Below are 19,100 nucleotides of genomic sequence, written 5' to 3'. Positions count from 1 at the left end.
TCTCCTGTCGATCCGGGCTGCTCTGGCCGAATGACGGGCGCTTCAAGGATGAGGCTCGGGAAATCCGTGACGTTCTGAGAGCGCTTCCAGAATGGAATCCTTGTCGTCGATGAAACCGCCGTCGTCCAGGATCAGCACCGGCAGGCTCTGGTTTTCTTCGCCCAACAGTTCAACGAGCTCCGTCCTCGGGTGGGGCCAGGCGATGCGTTTGACGTCCAGCTCCGCTCCAAGTTCGGGGAAGGACGCCAGCACCCCTTCCATCAAAGCGCAGTGCCAGCAGTAGAAGGTTGTGTCCGGATAGGCCGGATCTTCAAAGCCAGGGGTCAACAGGTACAGCGTGTCGGTCATGCGGCAGAGCTCTTGGGTGGTTCGGTTACAGGAGTGCAGCCAAACAGATCTTTCACCTCTGGCCATTCGGCCCCCGGGTGATGCGCGGCAATGGTGAGGAACTCGTGCAAGAAATCCCAGCAGCCCGCGTCATGGACAAGGTGGTGGGTCAGGAGGCCAAGGGGTTCGTCCGGGTTGGTCCGGCGGCGGCAGAGCTCCAGATCGAACTTGCGGAAGGCGCTGCCCCAGCCGATGAACCGGACTTGTTTTTTCCACTTGATGATGTCGACGTGGCACTGAACCTGACGGGCCTTCGGGAAATTGTGCCAGGTGAACGTGGACAGGCCCGGCAGGCCGAGGCCGGGCAAGGCGCGTGAGACGTCCGGGGCGATCCGGTTCCAGGGCGGTACGATGGCTGGAATGAATTTCTCACCAAAGAGCTCTTCCAGCTTGGCCTTGCCTTCAGTCAGTTGTGCACCGAGTTCATCAAGATCACGGCGGAAGCCAAGCTCGGCGGCCCGCTCGCCCAAATCCTTGCGCTGGAAGTTCTTGTGTTGCCAGCCGTGTTGCAGAACCGGGGCGTGGCGTTCGTCCTTCAGCCGGTCCGCCAAGGCCGCAGTTGCCTGTTTCGGGATCACCGCAAGGGCAACATCGACATCGTGGGTATTGGCAAGATGGAGTAACTGCTCCAGCTGCGGTGTCGGCTCAATCGCATCATCATCGCGCCACCAGAACCGGACCTTGCGGCCACGTTCGGCAAACCAATCGAGGTGAGTGGTCAGAGAGGCCTTGAAGCGATCAAGCTCCGAGCTCATGCGCTGCGTGCCTTGAGCAAATCCATCAGAATGTCCGCGCTGCGGTCCGCACCGCCCAGAAGCACCTTGTGCGAACTGCGCGGCAAGGCCAACGCATCGTCTGCCGCCGCTGCCAGCCGTTCTGGTGTCAGCATGTCCTCGCTGGCGACGACAACGCGGCCATGGTTCGCAAGGGCCTTCGCGCGCTGCTCCTGTTCGGTTTCCGTTGCAAGTGCAAACGGGACGATCACGGAGGGAACCCCAGCTTCCAGAACATCGAGAACGGTATTGTAGCCGCCCTGACTGATCGACAGCCGTGCGCGGTTCAAAAGGCCCGGAAAATCGGGCCTTGCCCGTTCCACGATGACCCCTTCGCCCGCGCGGGCCTTGTAGGCCTGAAACTCGTCTTCCGGCACATTGTGACCGGCGAGCACCCGCCAGGTGCAGTCTTCAGAGCGCCGGGACAGGGGACGGGCATCAATGGCGGCGCTCAAGAGGCTTTCGGACATGGCCCCGCCGCCACAGGAGACAACAACCTCGTCCTCGCCGTCGCCTTCCGGCGGCTCGGGGCGATCGCCCTCGCGCACGACATAGCCGGTGTAGGCCAGAAGATCCTCGATCTTGTGGGCAAACGGGAAACTGTCGGCCAGAGTGATGAAATCCGGGTCGGCGTGGATCAGCACCTTGTCGAAATAGTCGCGCGCCTTGTCAGCCATCCATTCTTCTTTCCAGAGCTGCTGCTTGGGGACCAGAATGTCGCGGATGGAGCTTGAGATGATGGGCGGGTTAGCTCGCGCCTTGGCCGTGTCCATCAGGACCGAGAGCTCGAACTCGAACTGCCGGCGGCCAAAGGGATAGGTCTCGGTCAGAAGAAGATCGTAGGGCTTGGCACCAAAGGCCTTCAGCGTTTCGGCTGTGCGCATGGCGCGCCAGTCATCGTCCAGATCCTTGCCCTCCAAGGTGATCAGCCGGGAAAACTCCGCATTTGCCGTCTTGGCGCCGGGAAGTTCCAGAATCTCCAGCCCTTCGACATCCAGTGTCGGCGGGATCTGGTTGCCGGAAGCGAGCGTCACGTCCACGCCCCTCTCCGCGAGTTTCTTGCCGATCGCCGTTGCCCGGACCACATGGCCCGTCCCCAGAAGATGTTGGACATAGATGAAAGCAGTCAGCGGCATGATGATCAAAGATCCCCGGATCGGTCGGACGAGCGTTTGTAGTGGTCTAGTGCGCAATTCAGAAAGGCGTCAAGGCGCTCGGCGCCTGCATCCAGAGAATGCGTGGCAATCATGCGGGCTCTTGCGGCTTCTCCAAACGCCCGGACCCGCTCCGGATCGGTCAGCAGTTGGCGCAGTCTTTCAGAAAAGGCTGGCGCATCGCCTTCGGGTGCAAGCAGGCCAGTCGAGCCGTTTGCCACGATTTCCGGTACGCCAAGCGCATCGCCGGCAACAACGCCAAGGCCGGAGGCTTGGGCTTCCAAAAGCACGAAGCCGAAGCTCTCGCGGATCGCGGGCCAGACAAAGAGGTCGTGTTTGGGATATTCAGCTATGACCTGTTCTGGCGGCAGGGCTCCGAGCCAGGTAATTCTGTCCTTGGGGAACTGGTCCAAAATCGCGTCACGGTTCGGCCCATCGCCAATGATGGTCAGATGCCACGGCAGGTCGGATAGCTGCCTGAGGGCAGCTGCCAGAACCTCGTAGGACGCCGTCTTGTCACCCTCGCGCATCATGCCGACCGCCAGCAGTTTTATAGGAGGCTGCGGTATTGGCCGTGTTGAGTGTGGTTCCGCAAATGCTGAAAGATCCAGAAACGGCAGAACCGTGCGCAGGCGCTGCGCTGGATCTGTTCCGGTTTCCTCGAAAAACGGCAGCAGCCGGTCCCGGTCCCAGTCATGGAGAGCGGCGATCCCGTCTGCGCGCGCCAAGGCTTCATCGGCCCCTTGAAATCCAATGGCCCAAGGGCCTGTGCGCCGTTTGCGCGCCCGGCTCGCCTCAATAACGGCGTAGGGAATGCCAACCCGGTCTGCCAGCGCTGGTCCAATCCAGTCCGGGGCCTTGTGATAAAGGTGATAGGTCAGAAAAATGTCCGGCCGGTAGCCTTCGGTTTCCCAGGCATCCCCAACGCGTTCTGCTTCTTGCAAGGCAGCCGATTTGACGGACAGAAGCTCGGCATCACCGCCGTCCTTGCGCCAGGCCCGAAAGCGGGTTGCTGTGCGGACGTTGTGCCCGCCAAACTCCAGCGCCTTCACGATCAGACGGCCCATGGTGCGATCGCCGGACGGCGTTGGATCGTCCAGCGGCTTCATCGGGGCTGTGAAGGCGATCTTCACGTGAAGACCTCAAATCTCATAATGCGTTACAACAACTTGCGGAATTTCTCCGCCAAATGATCGAGGCCTGGCTCGGTCGCAAAGTTGGTCCGCACATTGTTGGCCGACGCTTTGCCAAGCCGGTCCCGTTCCCCAGGATTTTTAATCAGGTCTTCCAGTGCCTTGGCAAGGGTCTTCGGATTGGCGGGCGGCACAAGGCGGCCGGTCTCGCCATCGGTGATCAGCTCCGGAATGGCCGAAACGCTTGTCGACAGGCAGCAAATTCCCATCGATTGCGCTTCCACCAGCACGTTCGGAATGCCGTCCCGGTCACCGGATTTGGTGAGTTTGGAGGGCAGAACAAAAAGGTCCGCCTTCTGACAGGAACTGATGACTACCTCACGCGGTTGCGCTCCGCGCCAAGTGACCTTTTCGGACAACCCGAGACGGTCCGCGCGCTCCTTCAGTTTCTCTGAAAGTGCCCCGCCACCGATATGCGTGAAGTGCCAGTTGAGGTCTTCGGGCAGTTTCGAAAGGGCTGTCAGAAGATCATTGTAGCCCTTTTTTTCCACCGCCCGGCCAACGGAAATCAATTGAACCGGAGCGCCGCTGCCATCGTTTGTGGACGGTTCCTCGGACGGCATTGGAAAGCAGCAAAAATCCAGTCCGTGATAGACCAGCTCAACCTTGTCCGGATTGCTGCAAAGGCTTTTCAGGTACTTCGCGTTGACGCCGGTACAGGTCACGCCCCACTCAGCATCATCAAGTTTCGTTCGCAGATCCCATTCCGGGCTGGTCCAGATGTCCTTGGCATGGGCGGAAAAGGACCAGCTACGGCCAGACAAATGTGCCGCGTAGCGCGAGGCAGAGCAAGGCGTGTGCAGATAATGGGTGTGGATCCAGGTGATGTCCTCGGGCAGCTCATGCGCAAACACGCAGCCCTGCGCCCAGCGGCGTTGCCGGTTGGCGTTGCTTTCGCGGGCGAAATCTGCATCAAACAGGGCTTTTGCCGCTTCATAGGTCGGCTGCGCTTCTGCCCACTTTTTGGCGCGGGCAACGCGCCCCGGATCGTCTTTCACGTATTCGGGCAAGTACATGACCTCTGCCGAGATCTGGCGGTGCAGGTCATGAATGTAAGGGTCATAGGGTTGGCGAAGCGCGACGATCAGAAAGTCGATGCCCCTGCGTTCCAGGCCAAGAATTTCCTGGGCAATAAAGGTTTCGGAAAGGCGTGGATAGCCTTTCATCACAACAGCAATTCGGGACATTTGGTTGACTTCGGATCGACGGGATTAAACGGGGCGTGGGCAGCGGTTAGAAGTTTACCAGCTTGGGGGCAAGCGTTTCCTGCCGTTCAGCGAAAATGTCTCCAACGCGTTGGCCGATGGCATCGAGACCGCCAAGCAGATTGTCGACACCGGCCGTGCTGGGCGGCGCCATTTGCGGCAACTCCGACAAGGCTTCGGCCATCAGATCGACATCTGGATACCGCTCAATCGGCAGAACTTTCAATAGTTTGCTCTGCTCGGCGCGCTCTGCCCGGATAGCCTGCTCTCGGCGTGGCACCACACGCGGAACCATCAAAGTTGGTTTATCGAAGGACAGGATCTCGCAAAACGTGTTGTAGCCGCCCATACCAACAATAGCCGTCGCGTTCGCGAGATACGGCTCAATCTGCGGCGTAAACCGCAACACTTCCACATCGCGAAGATGTTCTGCGCGTTCTGTAAAATCGGCCGCTGCCGCAGCGGGCATGAACGGGCCAAGCACAATTAGTGCTGGGAACAGGGGGCGTTGCCGTGCCTCATAGGCGCGCATCACCCAATCAACCATTTCAACGCCATCGCCCCCGCCGCCCGGCGTCACAAGGATGTAAGGCTCTTCTTCAAACGGCGCCGGTGCAGGCTGGTCTTCGGCCGACTTCGGCAGGCTGCGCCGCAGGTAGCCGGTGTAGCGAAGTTTGTTCGTGATCGTTGGCGACACGTCCATGCCGTCGAGGGGGTTGCAAATGCCCTCAGGTCCATAGACCCAGATCTCGTCATAGAGATTTTCCAGCGCCGGATAGACGTTCTTGCGATCCCATTCTTCAGTGAGTGTCTCAGCGTCGTCCATGACGTCACGCAAGCCGAGAACGAGGCGTGTATCCGTTTTCTTCAAGGCCTCCAGAGTGCCGAGGACTTCACCGCGCAGGCCGGTCGGTTCCTTGTCGACAATGAAGATGTCCGGATCAAAAACTTCTGCTGTGTGCTCAATGATCGAGGAGCGGATCGCGAGGGTCTGATCGATATTGATATGCAGGGACAACGGCGTGTATTCGCCGTTGCGCAGCTTGATGACACCGGGAATGCGGACGAAATCGACGCGGGAGCGAAACTCGAAGCTGCCGATGATCGGCGAGCCGGACAGGATCAGGACAGACAGGGTGCTGAAGTCACCAACGAGGGATTGGGCAATTGCGCGGCAGCGTCGGAGATGTCCCAGCCCAAACGAGTCGTGGCTGTAAATCAGGATCTTCGGTGTCGTGGAACTCATACTGCCCCTGGAATTGTAATGCGGCCCCGCAGGCTTTATGTCTCATAAGGGCCGCGGTTGTCACGTCCAGATATCAGATCATCGGATGACTATCGACAGGAAGCGGTTCAAAGATTTAAAGATTAAGTGGCAGGGACCGATCAGGGTTGGCGCGTTAATTTATCGTATTTTGGTGTATCAACACCAACGCGCCTGCCGTAATGTTGTGCCGGACCAAGTCGGATAAGCTGATGGAAAAAAGCCTTTTTAGCTTCATTTGGAAGTACAGCTCACGTCAGCAAATCTACATTCTCATGGTCACGGTGCTGACCTATCCCGTCATTTACATCCTTCTTGAACTGCCGAAACTGATCATCAACGACGCCGTGGAAGGGGACAATTTTCCGCGGACATTTTTCGGATTCGACTTCGATCAGATCCCGTATCTGATCCTTTTGTGCTGCACATTTCTTTTCCTGGTCGTCGTTTCCAACGGTCTGAAATTCTACCTCAACGTCTACAAGGGACGGCTCGGCGAACGGATGTTGCGCCGTCTGCGCTTTGAACTGTTTCAGCGCGTCTTGCGGTTTCGGCTGCCGCATTTTCGTAAAGTGAGCTCCGGCGAGATCATTCCAATGATCACGTCAGAGGTGGAAGATGTTGGCGGTTTCGTCGGCGAGGCGTTTTCTCTGCCCGCCTATCAGGGCGGCATGCTGGTGGTCCAGCTCGGCTTCATTTTCATGCAGGACCCTTTGCTGGGCCTTGCAGCCGTCGCGTCCTATCCGGTTCAGGGCTATATCATTCCGATCTTGCAGCGAAAGGTCGCCCAGCTTTCCCGTAAGCGCGTGAAAAACATCCGGGTCATTGCCGACAAGGTGGGTGAGGGGATCACGGGCGTTGCCGAAATCCATGCCAACGACGCGTCCGCATGGCACTCGGCAGACCTCTCCGATCGCCTCTACGAGAACTTCAAGATCCGGTACGAAATTTATAACCGGAAGTATTTCATTAAGTTTCTCAATAACTTCATGAACCAACTGACGCCGTTCTTCTTCTACATGATCGGCGGGTATCTTGTGATCCAAGGCGACCTCAGCATGGGCGCTCTGCTTGCAGTGATCGCGGCCTACAAGGACCTCGCTGGCCCTTGGAAAGAGCTGCTCGCCTACTACCAGATGACGGTTGACGTCGGCATCAAATATCAGACCGTTGTTGAGAACTTCGACCCGGTCGACATTCACGACACCGATCGGCTGACCAATGATGAAACCGTGGATCTGAAAGGCGATGTGAAGTTTGAAAACGTCACCTTCTCCGGCGGCGCGGCTGGCCAGGAGGTGACGGATATTACCTTGAAGGTACCGGAGGGAACGGCTTGTGCGGTGATGGGGCCGGATGGCTCCGGGCGGGCTGAAGTGTTGCAGCTCGCCGCCGGATTGGTTTCGCCTTTGACGGGCAAGGTCTATATCGGAGACCACGATCTGGACAAGCTGACGGATTCCACACTTGGCCGGGAGATCGCCTATGTCGGCGGCGCGGTGCATGTATGGACCGGGACGATCCGCGAGAACCTTTATTACGGCCTCCGTCACCGGCCGTTGACGAAAGTCGAGCGCACGGGTGAGGAACTGAAGGTCTACAAACGCAGTCTGAGTGAGGCGGCCGAAACCCAAAATCCGTCCTACGACCTTGCCGCGGACTGGCATGATCTCAAAAAGGCCGGTGTCACCGATATCGATGCGCTTGATTTGAAGGCACTTGAGCTGCTGGGCGCGGTCCAGCTGGATGCGGATATCTACCGTCTCGGTCTTCAGTCGCGTTTTGATCCGTCCATGAACGATACGTTCGCCGAACGCATCTTGAACGTGCGCAAAGAGTTGGTCACCAGGATTGCGGCTGACCCGACCCTCGCTGGCCTTGTTGAGCTTTGGGACCCGTCCACCTTCAACGCCAGCGCCAGCCTTGCTGACAACCTGTTCTTCGCCGTGCCGTCCGATGCGGAAATCACGATGGATCAGGTGCCGGATTTGCCGGTTGTGAAGAGCTTCCTGTCGAGCAATGGATTCGACAAAAAGCTACAGGATATCGGGGTCCAGATTGCAGAAACCATGCTGGAGCTTTTCTCCAACGTTTCGGGCAGCAGTGGCCTGCTTGGGTCCTATTCCTTCATCACGCAGGAAGAATTGCCCGAGTTCGAGCGCATGGTACGCATTGCCCGGTCAGGACAAACCCGTCCCGGCCTCTCGGAAAACGACAAGTCACGCCTCACGGGCCTCGCGTTCAAACTGGTCCCAGCCCGTCACCGCTTGGGCGTGATGACCGACGAACTCAAGGCCGAAATCATTGCAGCCCGCGCAAAGTTCCTCGAGACCGTCGTCAAGGACAACGATGAATTCCTGGCCTTCGATCCGGAGGTCTATCTGCCGCCGCTGACGATTGAAGACAATCTTCTCTTCGGCCGTCCGCGTGTCGATCGGCGCGATGCGCGCCGGCGCATCGACGCCGTTATCCGCTCAATTGTGGAAGAGACCGGCCTCCGCCAACCGATCATCTTTGCAGGTTTTGGGTTCCATGTCGGCGTTTCAGGGTCGCGGTTGTCCGCGGGCCAGCGCCGGCGGATTACGCTTGTCCGCGGCCTCTTGAAAAACGCGCCGACAACCATCCTCGATGATGTCGCGACCGGTATGACGGAGGAAGACAAGGCCTTGCGCGAAAACCTCAGGCGCATATTGTCCGGAAGGACGCTTCTGTTCGGGACTTCCAACGCAGATATCGCCGCTGAATTCGAGCATCGCTACACCCTGGATCAGGGGCGGCTGTCGGAGAGTGAAACATAATAATAAGCCGAACAGGCAGTCATACGGCTGAACAGGCCGGTACCAAGGGGAATAACACGAAAAGAGCCGCTCAACCGGCTCATGGAGACAAATGTGACGCTGGAAACCGAAGTCGAAGCACTGCGAAAGGTGCCTTTGTTTCACGGCATTGATGACACGAAACTGCGTTTGCTGGCATTCATCAGTGACCGGACGGAGTTTCAAACCGGTGAGCGCCTCTGCACACAAGGTGAGGAGGGCGACAGCGCCTTTATCATCTTGTCCGGAGACGCGGACGTTCTCGTCAACACACCTGCGGGGGAGAAAAAAGTGGCCCAGGTGTCGGAGAACTCGATCGTCGGCGAGATCGCCATTCTCTGCGACGTTCCGAGGACCGCAACCCTGGTTGCCGCCAACAGCATGGACGTCCTGATGGTATCCAAAGACGATTTCTTAAAGCTTTTGAATGAGTTTCCGGATATTTCTCTTGAGGTGATGCGGACCCTGGCGATGCGTCTGGAACGGACGACCCGGGATCTGGCTGAAGCCCGCCAAGGAAACAGTGGCGGGTAGGGAGTAGCAGGTTGGCAGAGAATTTTTCGCTTCGTTGTTGGGGAGTCCGCGGGTCCACACCGACACCCGGCCAGAAAACTCTGCGGTATGGCGGTGAAACTTCCTGCTTTGAATTGCGGGCAGGAGATGCGCTGGTTCTGATTGATTGCGGCTCCGGCGCCCGAAACCTCGGGATGGATCTCTGTTCTGCAGGCTCCAGATCTTTCGATCTCCTGTTTACGCACACGCATTTGGATCACATCTGCGGTTTGCCATTCTTCAAGCCCGCTTATGATCCGAATTTTTCTGTAACCGCCTGGGCCGGTCACTTCCAGGACGACACATGCCTGATGGATATTGTCAGCCGCATCATGTCGCCGCCGATTTTCCCCGTGGCTGCCAAGACCTTGAAAGCCGTGGAGTTCAAGACGTTCCGGGCAGGAGACGTGTTGCCGCGCCGTGATGAACTTGTGATCCGGACAATCCGCTTGAATCATCCTGGTGGAGCCTGCGGCTATCGGTTTGATTTCAAAGGCAAGTCCATTTGCATCATCACGGATCATGAACACGGAAATCCGGACGTTGACGCGGCGCTGCCTGCCTTTGTCGAAGGCGCAGACGTCATGATCTACGATGCCATGTACACCGATGCGGAATATGAGAAGTTCAAGGGATGGGGCCATTCGACCTGGCAGAAGGCCGTGGAACTAGCAAAAATTGCGAAGGTTAAAACGCCGGTCCTCTTCCATCATGATCCGACCCGCTCCGACGAAGACCTTGATGAAATTGGCCTTGCGGCAAAAGCGGCCCATCCCGGCACTCTTGTTGCTAGCGAGGGCATGATCCTGGCGCCCTAAAATCAGGCGTTCTGATTGTTCGTGTCCGAATAAAAAAACGGCGGCCGAAAAGGCCGCCAACTTCTCAATATGACTTGCAAGTAAGTGATCCGTACTTTTCAGATTTCGTGCCTGTGGGAGCACGAGTGAAATCCGGGACCACGAAACCTCGGGAAATGCCCCTTCAACAGCTACATGATCAACGAGATCATCTTCAATTTATACAACGGTAGATGTGACGGCATGACCCAAATGGGCTATGCAATAGAAAAAGTGTCATTGATAATATCGCAGCAGTCACTTGGGGAATGAGGGGTTGAGCGTCAGGTGTCTGTCACGGTAGAGCAGTTCGCGGAGTTGTCTAATCTGGTCATCGCCGCCGCGTTGGAGCCGGGGCGCTGGCAAGACGTTGCAGATGCCTTGAGCCGGGCCGTGGGGCCTCAAGTCTGCACCCAGATCATCGGCTATGATACGCACACCAATTCGGCTCCCCTGGCCGTGGCTTCCGGCTATGATCCGGATATCTTGAAGCTCTACCAGGAGCACTATCACCTTCAAAACCCTTACGCCGTCCGTTTTGAGGACATGCGCGTTGGTGACGTGGTTCCAGCCGCCATGCTTTGCAATCCGAACGACATGATTCGGACCGCGTTCTATTCAGACCTCCTGCGTCCGATGGAGGATATTTACTGCGGTGGCGGTACTCTTCTCTTTCGCGAAAAAGGACGGGTGTTTGTGTTCGGCGGCAATATGCGCGCAAAGGATCAGGATCGTTATGAGGACACGTGGTTGTCTTTGTGCGCCAATATTGCACCGGTCATGCGCCAGTCCTTGGAGGTCAACCGCATGATCGCCGGATTGTCCTTTGAAAACTGGGCTTTGAGCCAGCACAATCTTGGATCGCAGACCGCACTTGTTCTCATTGATCCGAATTGCCGGATTCATTATGCGAGCGCCGAAGCTGAACGCATGCTCCAGGCGGGCGACGTTATGAAAACTGGTTTGTCTGGCAAATTGCAGTTTGCATGTGAAGAGGTGCATCACACCATTACCCAACAGAACGGATCGCAAACCGCTCGTTGTGGTTCGGTTGTGCGAAGTTTGGCATTTGAATCGGATCGGGGGCAACGCTGGACTTGCCGGAGCATCGGTGTGGACCTCAGCAAACTTGATTGGTCGCCCTTTGGCAATGTTTTCAATCAGCAAGGTCCGGCTCTCCTGATCGCACTTAAACCGGAGACCTGCCGCCTGGACGTCAACAAGATGATCCAGAGCGCTCTCGGATTGAGTGAGATGGAGGCAGATACGGCGCTTTATCTGGCCGAAGGGATGACAGCTGCGGAAATTGCGGAAAGCCGCGAAGTGAGCATTCACACCGTCCGAAATCAGATCAAGGCGGCGTTATCCAAATGCGGGTGCCGCCGTCAGGCCGACCTCGTTATTGCGGTTGACCGGCTCCGGACAACCGGCGCCCACACTGAACCCCTGTCGCCGATCACATAAGCTCACATTCCAGCGGTCACTGCTTGCCATCCTGACTGTCAGCGGCAACATTCAGGCCAGATACAATCGAACCGCTCATGGCAAGACTTAGAGAAACGATCAGATACATCCTGCGCGGCGGGCCGCCCATTGATGGCCTGCCTGATCGGGTGCAAGTAGAAATCCGTGCCCGCGAGGCCGCATCTGAGCGATTGATCGGCTGGGTTCAGCTGGCTTTGGTGCTGTTTTTTGCATCGCTTTATATGCTTGCACCGAGAGCTGAAGGGTCTGCCGGTTTTAACTTTGTCCCGATCGCGCTCGGCGCCTACTTCCTGTTCACCGTCACCCGCTTGGCGCTTTCCTACCGGTTCGAGCTGCCCGAGTGGTTTTTGCTGATCTCGATTTGCGTCGACATGGCGCTTCTGGTCGGACTGATTTTCTCCTTCCATATCCAATACGACCAGCATCCGACCTTTTATCTGAAAACCCCAACCTTGATGTACGTGTTCCTGTTCATCGGCTTGCGGGCACTGCGGTTCGATCCGAGGTTCGTTTTGACGACCGGTCTGGTAGCTGTTGTCGGCTGGATCGGGCTCGTGGCCTATGCGATCTTCTCCGATATGGGCGGGATGCGGGTCACCCGAAACTATGTTGAATACCTCACCGGGAACAGCATTTTGCTCGGGGCCGAGCTCGACAAGACGATGGTTATCTTGGCGGTGACGGTGCTGCTGTCCGCGGCGCTCTACCGCGGAAGGTCTATGTTGTTTGAGGCGACCCGGGATCACAGCGCGGCCATGGATCTCAAACGCTTCTTTTCTCCGGAAGTGGCGTCCTCCATTACGGAAGCCCATCAGGCGCTGGAAGCGGGCGAGGGAAGCTTGCGTGAGGCGGCGATCCTCTATGCCGATATCCGTTCCTTTACGTCCACATCGGCAGTTCTGCCGCCTGAAGCGGTGCTCGCAGTTCTGGCCGAGTACCAGAACCTTGCGGTCGAGGTGATCACCCGGGAAGGCGGGCAGGTCGACAAGTTTCTGGGTGATGGCATTCTGGCGACCTTTGGCGCTGTCTCACCGTCTGAAACCTATGCAGCCGACGCCTTGCGCGCAGCGCAGGCGCTTGTGGCGGCGGTCACTGAGGCCCAAGACCGGTTCAAGTCGGCGGGCTGGCCGTCCGATCTTCGGGTTGGCACGGCGGTGGCCGCAGGTGCGGTGACCGTTGGCGTCATCGGGTCGAAGAACAGATTGGAATTCACCGTGATCGGCGATGCGGTCAATCGGGCCGCCAAGCTGGAAGACGCCAATAAGGCCCAGCAGAGCAGCGCCTTGACCGACTGCGTGTCGCTGGACCTTGCTCGGGCGCAAGGCTATGCCGGGGATGCTGTCGACATTCGTCCATCTAGCAACGTCGGCGGCGTATCCGGCCCGGTCGATCTTGCTGTGCTGGCAAGATAACCCGAAGTTCTGCCACCGGCTTGGCGCTGCTTCCCCGGTCTTTGAGCGCAAATCCGCTTGACGGACCGTTGAAACTCAGACACTTTGCCTTCCAAATTGACGTTTTCGTCAATCAAAGTAATTAAATCTATTGAAAATCAATAGATTAAAGAATTGGAGGGCTTTGATGGAGCTGGATCAGTCTATGGCAGCGGTCGTCACCGGCGGCGCATCCGGTCTTGGCGCGGCGACTGCACGCATGTTGGCGGCCGAGGGCGTGAAGGTCACCTTGTTCGACCGCAACGGCGAGCAGGGTGCACAGGTCGCGAAGGAAATCGGTGGTGTTTTCGCCGATGTCGACGTGACCGATCAGGCGAGCGTTGAAGCAGGCTTCGATGCTGCCCGCGCCGCGCATGGCCAGGAGCGCATTCTGGTCAATTGCGCGGGGATCGCGCCGGTTGGCAAGACAACATCGCGCGGCGAACCGCACCCGATTGACATGTTTGAAAAAGTCATCTCGGTCAACCTGATCGGCTCTTTCCGGTGTATTGCATTGGCGTCCACCGGCATGTCCTCGCTGGACCCGGTGACTGCTGATGGTGGACGCGGTGTTATCGTCTCCACGGCCTCTGTGGCAGCTTTTGATGGCCAGATCGGCCAGGTGGCTTATGCGGCCTCCAAAGCCGGAGTTGCCGGAATGACGTTGCCGGTCGCCCGGGATCTGTCCAAGCTGGGCATTCGGGTCATGACCATCGCGCCGGGCATCTTTGAAACGCCGATGCTGCTCGGGTTGTCTCAGGACGTTCAGGACTCGCTTGGTCAACAAGTGCCGTTTCCGTCCCGTCTGGGCCGGGCGACGGAATATGCGCAGCTGGTCAAATCGATCTGCGAAAACGACATGCTCAACGGCGAGACCATACGTCTGGATGGTGCCATCCGCATGGCGCCGCGATAGGCCGTCTGTTCTGAAGGAAAAGCGAGAGGTCACAGCTCTGAACGACCGAGCTGTGACGATCTCAAGAGGTGCAGGGCCGTTGCCGCCGGCCGAGTGTCAGCAGGCAGCCCCGGTACGTTAGATCCGGCGCAGCTTTTTGAAGAGTGCGCCGAAAAAGTTGGCAAAGGGCGCAGGGCCACGGCCATCAAATCTGGTCCAAGCGGTCTGAGAGTTCACCAGGTGGGGAACGAGATCACGGCGGATCTGTCCGTCTTCGAGAAACCCATCGGCCCGCAAGGCCGAGTAGGTTTCCGGTGAAAACGCTCGCGGCACCGATGGTCCGAGCATGTGCCGGTCAAGTTCACTCCGCATAGCTGACCACCTCGAACTCGATGCCATCATCATCATCGAAGTAAAATCGGCGGCCAGGCTCATAATCGGCGTGGTTCTTGGTTTTGTAGCCCCCTGCCTTGATCAAGGCTTCGGTGGCATCCAGATCGTCGACCACGACCGCGATGTGATTGAGCCCGCCACGGATGCCGTAGGTTTCGCCCGGCATGGCAGCTGTTTCCTTAGGCGGGTTGTAAGCTGCGATGTAACTGGTTTCATTGCCGATGTGGTAGGTGATGCCGCCTCCGAGGCTATCGCCTTTCCAACGAACCTCCCAACCGAACCAGTCCTTGAGCCGCCTTGCGGTGGCTTCCGGGTCACTCACGGTGACATTCACGTGTTCCAGAAATGCGCCTGACATGGTGTGTCCTTTCACGTTGACTTGTGATGGACACCAGAGATAATTCCTCAAGTTAAGTTGAGGTCAAGAGGAAAAAGTCAATTTTTCGGAGAGGCTTGTGAAAGGCACAGATACGCTGTCCATCGGGGAGCTGGCAGAGCGGACCGGATTGGCAGTATCCGCAATCCGGTTTTATGAAACCAAGGGCCTTGTCGCGCCGGTCCGGACCGAGAGCGGGCAACGGAGGTTTATGCGGGCCGATATCCGGCGGCTGTCGTTTGTACTGGTGGCGCAGGAATTCGGGTTTTCGATTTCAGAGATCGCGGAGCAAATGGAGAAGCTGCCGGACAACCGGGCACCGACCAAGGCCGACTGGACCCGGATTAGCCGGGACTTTCGAAAACACCTTGATGCCAGGATCGAGGGGCTTACCGCGTTGCGGGACAAGCTGGACGGTTGCATCGGCTGTGGTTGCCTGTCGATGAAAAAATGCCAGCTTTACAATGCAGGCGACGCTGCCAACCGCCATGGCCGCGGCCCGCGCTATCTCATGGGAGACCGGCCGGACTTGCCGGAGGAGCTCTGAGCTCTTGCATGCCTTCTTGCACATGGCTTCGTTTGTCGTGGCTAGCTGTCCCGGACTTGATCCGGGACCTGCCGTGGGCCAGAGGGGTGGCCCCGGCGCTGAGGCCGGGGCGGTGAGGGGAGCGGTTACCGGTTGTCGAGCTGAGACCTGACACGTTTGAGGCCAAGGTTCGTGATCCGGTAGGGGCCGCTGTTTTTCGAAGAGATCAGACGCCGGTACTTCAGCTTCTGGAAAAGCTGCTGCGAGCAGCCGCCCCAGAACCAGCCATCGCGTGTGATCGTCTCGTATTTCAGAATACGGCCGTCCTCGTCCTTCTCGGCAAGGATATAGCCGCCCTGAGCCAGCAGGTGCAGCACCCGCTGTTCGGCTTTGGAAATGTCCATTGATGTTGATTTTCAGTCTTTGAGCAAAAGAAACCTGTCACCGCAGCAAACGCATGCGGTGTGGTGCTTTTGTTGTCCCGGCTGGTTGGGAGCCTTCTGGTGAAAGTCGAAGGTCCTGAAACGAGCCGGGTTTACCGGGACTCGCGAGTTCCGCGCATAAAACCTCTCAAAGATTGCACGCTGTCGATATCACGATGACTATGCTGCAACAAGAGACTGAAAGAGACTGACGGTCAGATGCCTGTCGTGTGTTGCAATCCTGCAAGCGAGCATATTGCTCAGCTGCGTTCCGCCGGCCAGTAGCCGCTCTTTTCATCGCGCTCAACTGCGATCGCCTCAACCTCGTCCGAACCGCAGCGCGAACACTTGAGGGATTTGGTGAGCGAGGAGAGTGTGTCTTCCAGCGCGTAGTTGGTCAGTTTCAGATAGCGAAACCGGCTGCAATGGGAACACACGATGCCAAGCCGCCGATCGCTGGTCTCCAGCATCTCGATCGTTTCATCTGTTTGTGCTTTGGCGGGGCTTAAGGTCATACAGTTAGACGGGTCCAATAGCTGCCGGGGGCTTCAAGTGGTCCGGGCGTGAAGACGTGAGAGGTTACGTAACGGCTTTTCTTCGATTGTAAAGCTCTGCCGGCCCTTTGGCCCAAACCACCACCCGACCGGAAAAGTCCAGCTGCGACGCAATTGCGCTCGCTTTTTGGTGTCTGCGCAGCTAAGACAGCGCCATGATGACGCTTTCTGACACATGGATCGATCTGTTCACGCTATCCGGGCTTTTGAACCCGTTTGCGCTGTTGATCGGGGTTTACCTTGGCTGGCGCGCCGATCAGCCGGTAAAGCTGTGGATCGCCGGGTTTGCGGCTGCTGCCCTGTCGCTGATGCTTGAGACTGCGGTGGGTTTGCTGCAATTGCCGCAACCGATCTCCCAGGATGCCGGTGCCCTTGCCATGTTCCCGTTCCGGTTCATAGGCGGTGCGGCAGCAGGTGCGGTTGCCTATTGGCTCAACCGCCGGCGTCGGCAAGCCGGATAAGTCCGGAGAGCAGGTCCCGGCTCAGGGCCGGGACGGCGGAAATTGGTACTCTGAGCTTTTGGAGTAGGGTGCGTCCAACGCCCACTTGGCGCCTCCCCGGACCTGATCCGGGGCCATTGCACGGTAGGCCTCGACTTGGGACGGCATAGTATGCCGCGCTGTCTTGTGAGACAGACCTCAGTTGGTGGGGCTGACTTCGGGTATGGTGGCCTGTGTTACTGATGTGGCTTGAAGCGTATAGTTTGCCGTTGCCAGGTGTGTCTTGGCCCGCTCTCGCCGCAACACGCCGGTCACCCAGACAGGGTCGGCATTCACATCCATACCGTCTGGAAAATGCACCGAAATCACCTGGTCCGGCAGGGGCGGCGGCGGATGTGTGCAATCCTGCCGGAGGGGCGGGATGAGCAGAAACTCCTTCACATCCTTGAACTGAAACTCCAGGGGATGCGCATATCCGGCAATGCGAACGGTTTTCCCGTCAAGGTCAGCCGATCCGGGCGCGCATTTCTCATATTGACGAGACAAAAGATGCGCGGAAGCCGCTTGCTGGCTGCACTTCCGCTGGGACAAGTAGTTTTCCAGCAGTTTTGCGCAAGACGATGGCCGGTCTGCCCGCAGTTCACCCCAGGTGACTGTCAACGGCTCTGCCAGGGCAGAGCCGCACCAAAGCCCAAGCAGAAGAGCACCAGCTAGAAGGCGGCGATCAGTTCTCACCTTGCCCATGCGTGACCGTAAGCGGGCTGAGATAATGCGGGTCGGTCAGGCCTTGCTTGCGCATGGCGATGCCAGTCAAACACTCGCGGATGACCCTGTTTGCGTTTAGTGCGGACACATAGGTCGGGTCCATCAAGGGGGCGAGCTCGACCAGCTCAAAGCCGACAACATTCGATTCTGCGCACAACCGCCGAACGATCGGGAACACCTCGCGCGGCATCAGCCCACCGGGTTCCGGTGTGCCGGTTCCGGGAACGAAGGCCGGGTCGAGTGTGTCGATGTCGAATGAGACAAAGATGTATTCCGGCCCATCGTTCGCCTCTTTGATCACGTCTTCCATGACGGCATCGAACCCACGGCGTTCAATTTCGGCCATGGTGTGATAGCGGAACCCGTTGTCGCGCATCCATTCGAAGGCTTTTTCATCCGGATAGTAGCCGCGCAGCGCAACCTGGATGAAGTTCTTGCCCTCAACAAGGCCCTCTTCAATCAACCTGTAAACAGGCATCCCGTGATTGATCAGATGTCCCATGCCGTATTTGCCGGCATCATAATGGGCATCGAAGTGCACAACACCGACATTGCCCTTGCCGTAAACATCGGTGAGCGCGGCAACATCCGGATACATCAGCGAATGATCGCCGCCGATGATGAAGGGAATGACCCGGCTGCCGTCCTCATGCTGTACTTCGGCCGCCTGGCGCACAAAAGACCGGACCGCATGGATTGTGCGCTCCGTGCTCATCATGTCATTTGGCGCGTTTCCGTAATCGACAACCGTCATGTCCTGAAGTGGATCGACCATCACGTGCATGTGCGGCTGACGTGCGCCGTACCCAAGGTAAATGGACGAGTTCCGAACCGCATTCGGTCCACGAGATGCGCCGCGGGCGCCACCGCCCATGTCGGTGAACGCGCCCATGATCGCCACGTCAACTTCACCGGCGGCGAGATCCTCAGGGGTGAAAGCCAGCGGTTGATGCAGGAACGTCGGGAGTTGCATGTAGCCTTGGCCAAAAAACCGCTGTGGATCGACCAATCCGGGTTCGCGATCCTCCCTTAAACCTTCATAACTCGGAAGAGGAGTCCGCCACGCGTTGAAGCTCGGATCCTGTGTGTCCAGTGGGACGACCGGCTGTTCGCCTTCTCGAATGGGGGCCGCATTTTCCTCGTATTCATGGCCATAGACCTGAGCCAAGGCTGGCCCACCCAGTAGCGGCAGAATGACGAGGCTTGAAAGTAAAGACAGTCCTTTGCCCATGATGCAGCACCTCCCAGAACGCTGACGAAGCGTAACACGCTGAAAAAACAGCGCCAGTCGCTAAAAAGTCCAAGGTGCCGCCGGATCTTTCCGGTGAAAAATCCCTGTCGTTAAGTCGCTGGATTGAAAGCGTGCGCTTCGTTCAGATCTTCAGCCAGCTTTCAAAGAGAACCGCGTTCGGGCAGTCCTTGAGGGGAGCTTTTGCTCCATCTTCGTGATGCTCCAGCCAATGGCGGCACTTTTCGGTTTCCTGACAGCTCATGCAACGGCGGGCAGCCGTTTCCATGTCCACATCGGCTTGCGCACCCTCTGGCAAGCCTTTCATCGCGCCAATGGTGTCCAGCATCCGGCCCATTAATTCGGCACGTTCGTTCAATCGGTCCATCCAGTTCACAGGGAACTC

21 protein-coding genes are annotated in these 19,100 nt (G+C 57.9%); 8 read left to right on the top strand and 13 right to left on the bottom strand.

Translation table 11 applies throughout. From position 1 onward, the window contains the following. Nucleotides 1-42: 42 nt before the first annotated feature. Genes ACQY4Z_RS03900 through ACQY4Z_RS03875 form a run of 6 tightly spaced genes read right to left on the bottom strand, consistent with a single transcriptional unit; the run spans nucleotide 43 to nucleotide 5,958 of the window. Entirely contained in the window at nucleotides 43-348 is a 306-nt protein-coding gene (locus ACQY4Z_RS03900) for a DUF3088 domain-containing protein (protein ID WP_428526836.1), read from the bottom strand. Then, entirely contained in the window at nucleotides 345-1,142 is a 798-nt protein-coding gene (locus ACQY4Z_RS03895; RefSeq protein ID WP_428526834.1) for a polysaccharide deacetylase family protein, read from the bottom strand. The genes ACQY4Z_RS03900 and ACQY4Z_RS03895 overlap by 4 nt, the downstream gene beginning before the upstream one ends. Further along, nucleotides 1,139-2,296, bottom strand: a complete 1,158-nt coding sequence (locus tag ACQY4Z_RS03890; protein ID WP_428526832.1) for a glycosyltransferase family protein — start codon at nucleotides 2,294-2,296, stop codon at nucleotides 1,139-1,141. Before ACQY4Z_RS03890 ends, ACQY4Z_RS03895 begins: the two co-directional genes overlap by 4 nt. Nucleotides 2,297-2,301: 5 nt before the next feature. Beyond that, the gene (locus tag ACQY4Z_RS03885) at nucleotides 2,302-3,447 is read right to left on the bottom strand and encodes a glycosyltransferase family 4 protein (RefSeq protein WP_428526830.1); all 1,146 of its coding nucleotides are present in this window, start codon (nucleotides 3,445-3,447) and stop codon (nucleotides 2,302-2,304) included. A gap of 26 nt (nucleotides 3,448-3,473) precedes the next feature. Continuing rightward, nucleotides 3,474-4,694: a glycosyltransferase family 4 protein gene (locus tag ACQY4Z_RS03880; RefSeq protein WP_428526828.1), complete on the bottom strand. Its 1,221-nt coding sequence runs from the start codon at nucleotides 4,692-4,694 to the stop codon at nucleotides 3,474-3,476. 46 nt (nucleotides 4,695-4,740) lie between these two features. Beyond that, nucleotides 4,741-5,958 (bottom strand): glycosyltransferase family protein, encoded by a 1,218-nt coding sequence (locus ACQY4Z_RS03875; protein WP_306146592.1) that lies wholly within the window; start codon nucleotides 5,956-5,958, stop codon nucleotides 4,741-4,743. Between the two features lie 230 nt (nucleotides 5,959-6,188). On the opposite strand from ACQY4Z_RS03875, the gene ACQY4Z_RS03870 reads away from it, so the two are divergent. The 6 genes from ACQY4Z_RS03870 to ACQY4Z_RS03845 all read left to right on the top strand — a co-directional run bounded on the left by ACQY4Z_RS03870 (nucleotide 6,189) and on the right by ACQY4Z_RS03845 (nucleotide 14,011). Next, entirely contained in the window at nucleotides 6,189-8,774 is a 2,586-nt protein-coding gene (locus ACQY4Z_RS03870) for an ABC transporter transmembrane domain-containing protein (protein WP_428526826.1), read from the top strand. Nucleotides 8,775-8,867: 93 nt separating this feature from the next. Next, complete coding sequence (locus tag ACQY4Z_RS03865) at nucleotides 8,868-9,326, top strand: cyclic nucleotide-binding domain-containing protein (RefSeq protein WP_166672764.1); 459 nt, start codon at nucleotides 8,868-8,870, stop codon at nucleotides 9,324-9,326. 11 nt (nucleotides 9,327-9,337) lie between these two features. Continuing rightward, nucleotides 9,338-10,162: an MBL fold metallo-hydrolase gene (locus ACQY4Z_RS03860; RefSeq protein WP_428526823.1), complete on the top strand. Its 825-nt coding sequence runs from the start codon at nucleotides 9,338-9,340 to the stop codon at nucleotides 10,160-10,162. Between the two features lie 306 nt (nucleotides 10,163-10,468). After that, nucleotides 10,469-11,644 carry a helix-turn-helix transcriptional regulator gene (locus ACQY4Z_RS03855; RefSeq protein WP_428526821.1) on the top strand — a complete coding sequence of 392 codons (1,176 nt, stop codon included), beginning with the start codon at nucleotides 10,469-10,471 and terminating at the stop codon, nucleotides 11,642-11,644. A 77-nt stretch (nucleotides 11,645-11,721) separates the two neighbouring features. Continuing rightward, nucleotides 11,722-13,077, top strand: a complete 1,356-nt coding sequence (locus ACQY4Z_RS03850; protein WP_428526819.1) for an adenylate/guanylate cyclase domain-containing protein — start codon at nucleotides 11,722-11,724, stop codon at nucleotides 13,075-13,077. Between the two features lie 166 nt (nucleotides 13,078-13,243). Continuing rightward, on the top strand, nucleotides 13,244-14,011 hold the full coding sequence (locus tag ACQY4Z_RS03845) for an SDR family NAD(P)-dependent oxidoreductase (protein WP_428526817.1): 768 nt from the start codon (nucleotides 13,244-13,246) through the stop codon (nucleotides 14,009-14,011). A gap of 117 nt (nucleotides 14,012-14,128) precedes the next feature. Here the strand turns inward: ACQY4Z_RS03845 and ACQY4Z_RS03840 are convergent, their stop codons facing one another. Together ACQY4Z_RS03840 and ACQY4Z_RS03835 are read right to left on the bottom strand one after the other, a co-directional pair. After that, nucleotides 14,129-14,362: a hypothetical protein gene (locus ACQY4Z_RS03840; protein ID WP_428526815.1), complete on the bottom strand. Its 234-nt coding sequence runs from the start codon at nucleotides 14,360-14,362 to the stop codon at nucleotides 14,129-14,131. After that, a complete protein-coding gene (locus ACQY4Z_RS03835; protein WP_428526813.1) occupies nucleotides 14,352-14,741 on the bottom strand; it encodes a VOC family protein in 390 nt (129 codons plus the stop codon). The genes ACQY4Z_RS03840 and ACQY4Z_RS03835 overlap by 11 nt, the downstream gene beginning before the upstream one ends. A gap of 97 nt (nucleotides 14,742-14,838) precedes the next feature. Here ACQY4Z_RS03835 and soxR point away from each other — a divergent pair, with 97 nt between their 5' ends. Next, nucleotides 14,839-15,306: a redox-sensitive transcriptional activator SoxR gene (gene soxR / locus ACQY4Z_RS03830; protein ID WP_428526811.1), complete on the top strand. Its 468-nt coding sequence runs from the start codon at nucleotides 14,839-14,841 to the stop codon at nucleotides 15,304-15,306. 125 nt (nucleotides 15,307-15,431) lie between these two features. Here soxR and ACQY4Z_RS03825 read toward each other — a convergent pair whose 3' ends face one another. Together ACQY4Z_RS03825 and ACQY4Z_RS03820 are read right to left on the bottom strand one after the other, a co-directional pair. Continuing rightward, nucleotides 15,432-15,689: a YjhX family toxin gene (locus ACQY4Z_RS03825; protein WP_209173299.1), complete on the bottom strand. Its 258-nt coding sequence runs from the start codon at nucleotides 15,687-15,689 to the stop codon at nucleotides 15,432-15,434. Nucleotides 15,690-15,967: 278 nt separating this feature from the next. Beyond that, on the bottom strand, nucleotides 15,968-16,222 hold the full coding sequence (locus ACQY4Z_RS03820) for a hypothetical protein (RefSeq protein ID WP_428526808.1): 255 nt from the start codon (nucleotides 16,220-16,222) through the stop codon (nucleotides 15,968-15,970). A gap of 194 nt (nucleotides 16,223-16,416) precedes the next feature. On the opposite strand from ACQY4Z_RS03820, the gene ACQY4Z_RS03815 reads away from it, so the two are divergent. Next, nucleotides 16,417-16,722, top strand: coding sequence for a phosphatidylglycerophosphatase (locus tag ACQY4Z_RS03815; RefSeq protein ID WP_306146602.1), 306 nt, complete (start codon nucleotides 16,417-16,419; stop codon nucleotides 16,720-16,722). A 177-nt stretch (nucleotides 16,723-16,899) separates the two neighbouring features. On the opposite strand, the gene ACQY4Z_RS03810 is transcribed toward ACQY4Z_RS03815, so the two are convergent. The 3 genes from ACQY4Z_RS03810 to ACQY4Z_RS03800 form a co-directional block, all read right to left on the bottom strand. Continuing rightward, nucleotides 16,900-17,436, bottom strand: coding sequence for a DUF3299 domain-containing protein (locus tag ACQY4Z_RS03810; protein ID WP_428526806.1), 537 nt, complete (start codon nucleotides 17,434-17,436; stop codon nucleotides 16,900-16,902). Then, a complete protein-coding gene (locus tag ACQY4Z_RS03805; protein WP_306146604.1) occupies nucleotides 17,426-18,697 on the bottom strand; it encodes an agmatinase family protein in 1,272 nt (423 codons plus the stop codon). The genes ACQY4Z_RS03810 and ACQY4Z_RS03805 overlap by 11 nt, the downstream gene beginning before the upstream one ends. Before the next feature lie 142 nt (nucleotides 18,698-18,839). Beyond that, a complete protein-coding gene (locus tag ACQY4Z_RS03800; protein WP_306147305.1) occupies nucleotides 18,840-19,082 on the bottom strand; it encodes a DUF6455 family protein in 243 nt (80 codons plus the stop codon). Nucleotides 19,083-19,100: the final 18 nt, after the last annotated feature.

This window comes from Roseibium sp. (assembly GCF_965276855.1).
Taxonomy (GTDB): domain Bacteria; phylum Pseudomonadota; class Alphaproteobacteria; order Rhizobiales; family Stappiaceae; genus Roseibium.
Note: the sequence above shows the minus strand (reverse complement) of the source record. Positions and strands in the feature narration are given on the sequence as shown.

Coding starts and splice junctions, on each gene's coding strand:
- ACQY4Z_RS03850 (WP_428526819.1), top strand. CDS start 11,722: ATGGCAAGACTTAGAGAAACGATCAGATACATCCTGCGCGGCGGGCCG.
- ACQY4Z_RS03820 (WP_428526808.1), bottom strand. CDS start 16,222: ATGACCTTAAGCCCCGCCAAAGCACAAACAGATGAAACGATCGAGATG.
- ACQY4Z_RS03835 (WP_428526813.1), bottom strand. CDS start 14,741: ATGTCAGGCGCATTTCTGGAACACGTGAATGTCACCGTGAGTGACCCG.
- ACQY4Z_RS03880 (WP_428526828.1), bottom strand. CDS start 4,694: ATGTCCCGAATTGCTGTTGTGATGAAAGGCTATCCACGCCTTTCCGAA.
- ACQY4Z_RS03800 (WP_306147305.1), bottom strand. CDS start 19,082: ATGGACCGATTGAACGAACGTGCCGAATTAATGGGCCGGATGCTGGAC.
- ACQY4Z_RS03845 (WP_428526817.1), top strand. CDS start 13,244: ATGGAGCTGGATCAGTCTATGGCAGCGGTCGTCACCGGCGGCGCATCC.
- ACQY4Z_RS03870 (WP_428526826.1), top strand. CDS start 6,189: ATGGAAAAAAGCCTTTTTAGCTTCATTTGGAAGTACAGCTCACGTCAG.
- ACQY4Z_RS03840 (WP_428526815.1), bottom strand. CDS start 14,362: ATGCGGAGTGAACTTGACCGGCACATGCTCGGACCATCGGTGCCGCGA.
- ACQY4Z_RS03815 (WP_306146602.1), top strand. CDS start 16,417: ATGATGACGCTTTCTGACACATGGATCGATCTGTTCACGCTATCCGGG.
- ACQY4Z_RS03875 (WP_306146592.1), bottom strand. CDS start 5,958: ATGAGTTCCACGACACCGAAGATCCTGATTTACAGCCACGACTCGTTT.
- ACQY4Z_RS03825 (WP_209173299.1), bottom strand. CDS start 15,689: ATGGACATTTCCAAAGCCGAACAGCGGGTGCTGCACCTGCTGGCTCAG.
- ACQY4Z_RS03890 (WP_428526832.1), bottom strand. CDS start 2,296: ATGCCGCTGACTGCTTTCATCTATGTCCAACATCTTCTGGGGACGGGC.
- ACQY4Z_RS03805 (WP_306146604.1), bottom strand. CDS start 18,697: ATGGGCAAAGGACTGTCTTTACTTTCAAGCCTCGTCATTCTGCCGCTA.
- ACQY4Z_RS03895 (WP_428526834.1), bottom strand. CDS start 1,142: ATGAGCTCGGAGCTTGATCGCTTCAAGGCCTCTCTGACCACTCACCTC.
- ACQY4Z_RS03900 (WP_428526836.1), bottom strand. CDS start 348: ATGACCGACACGCTGTACCTGTTGACCCCTGGCTTTGAAGATCCGGCC.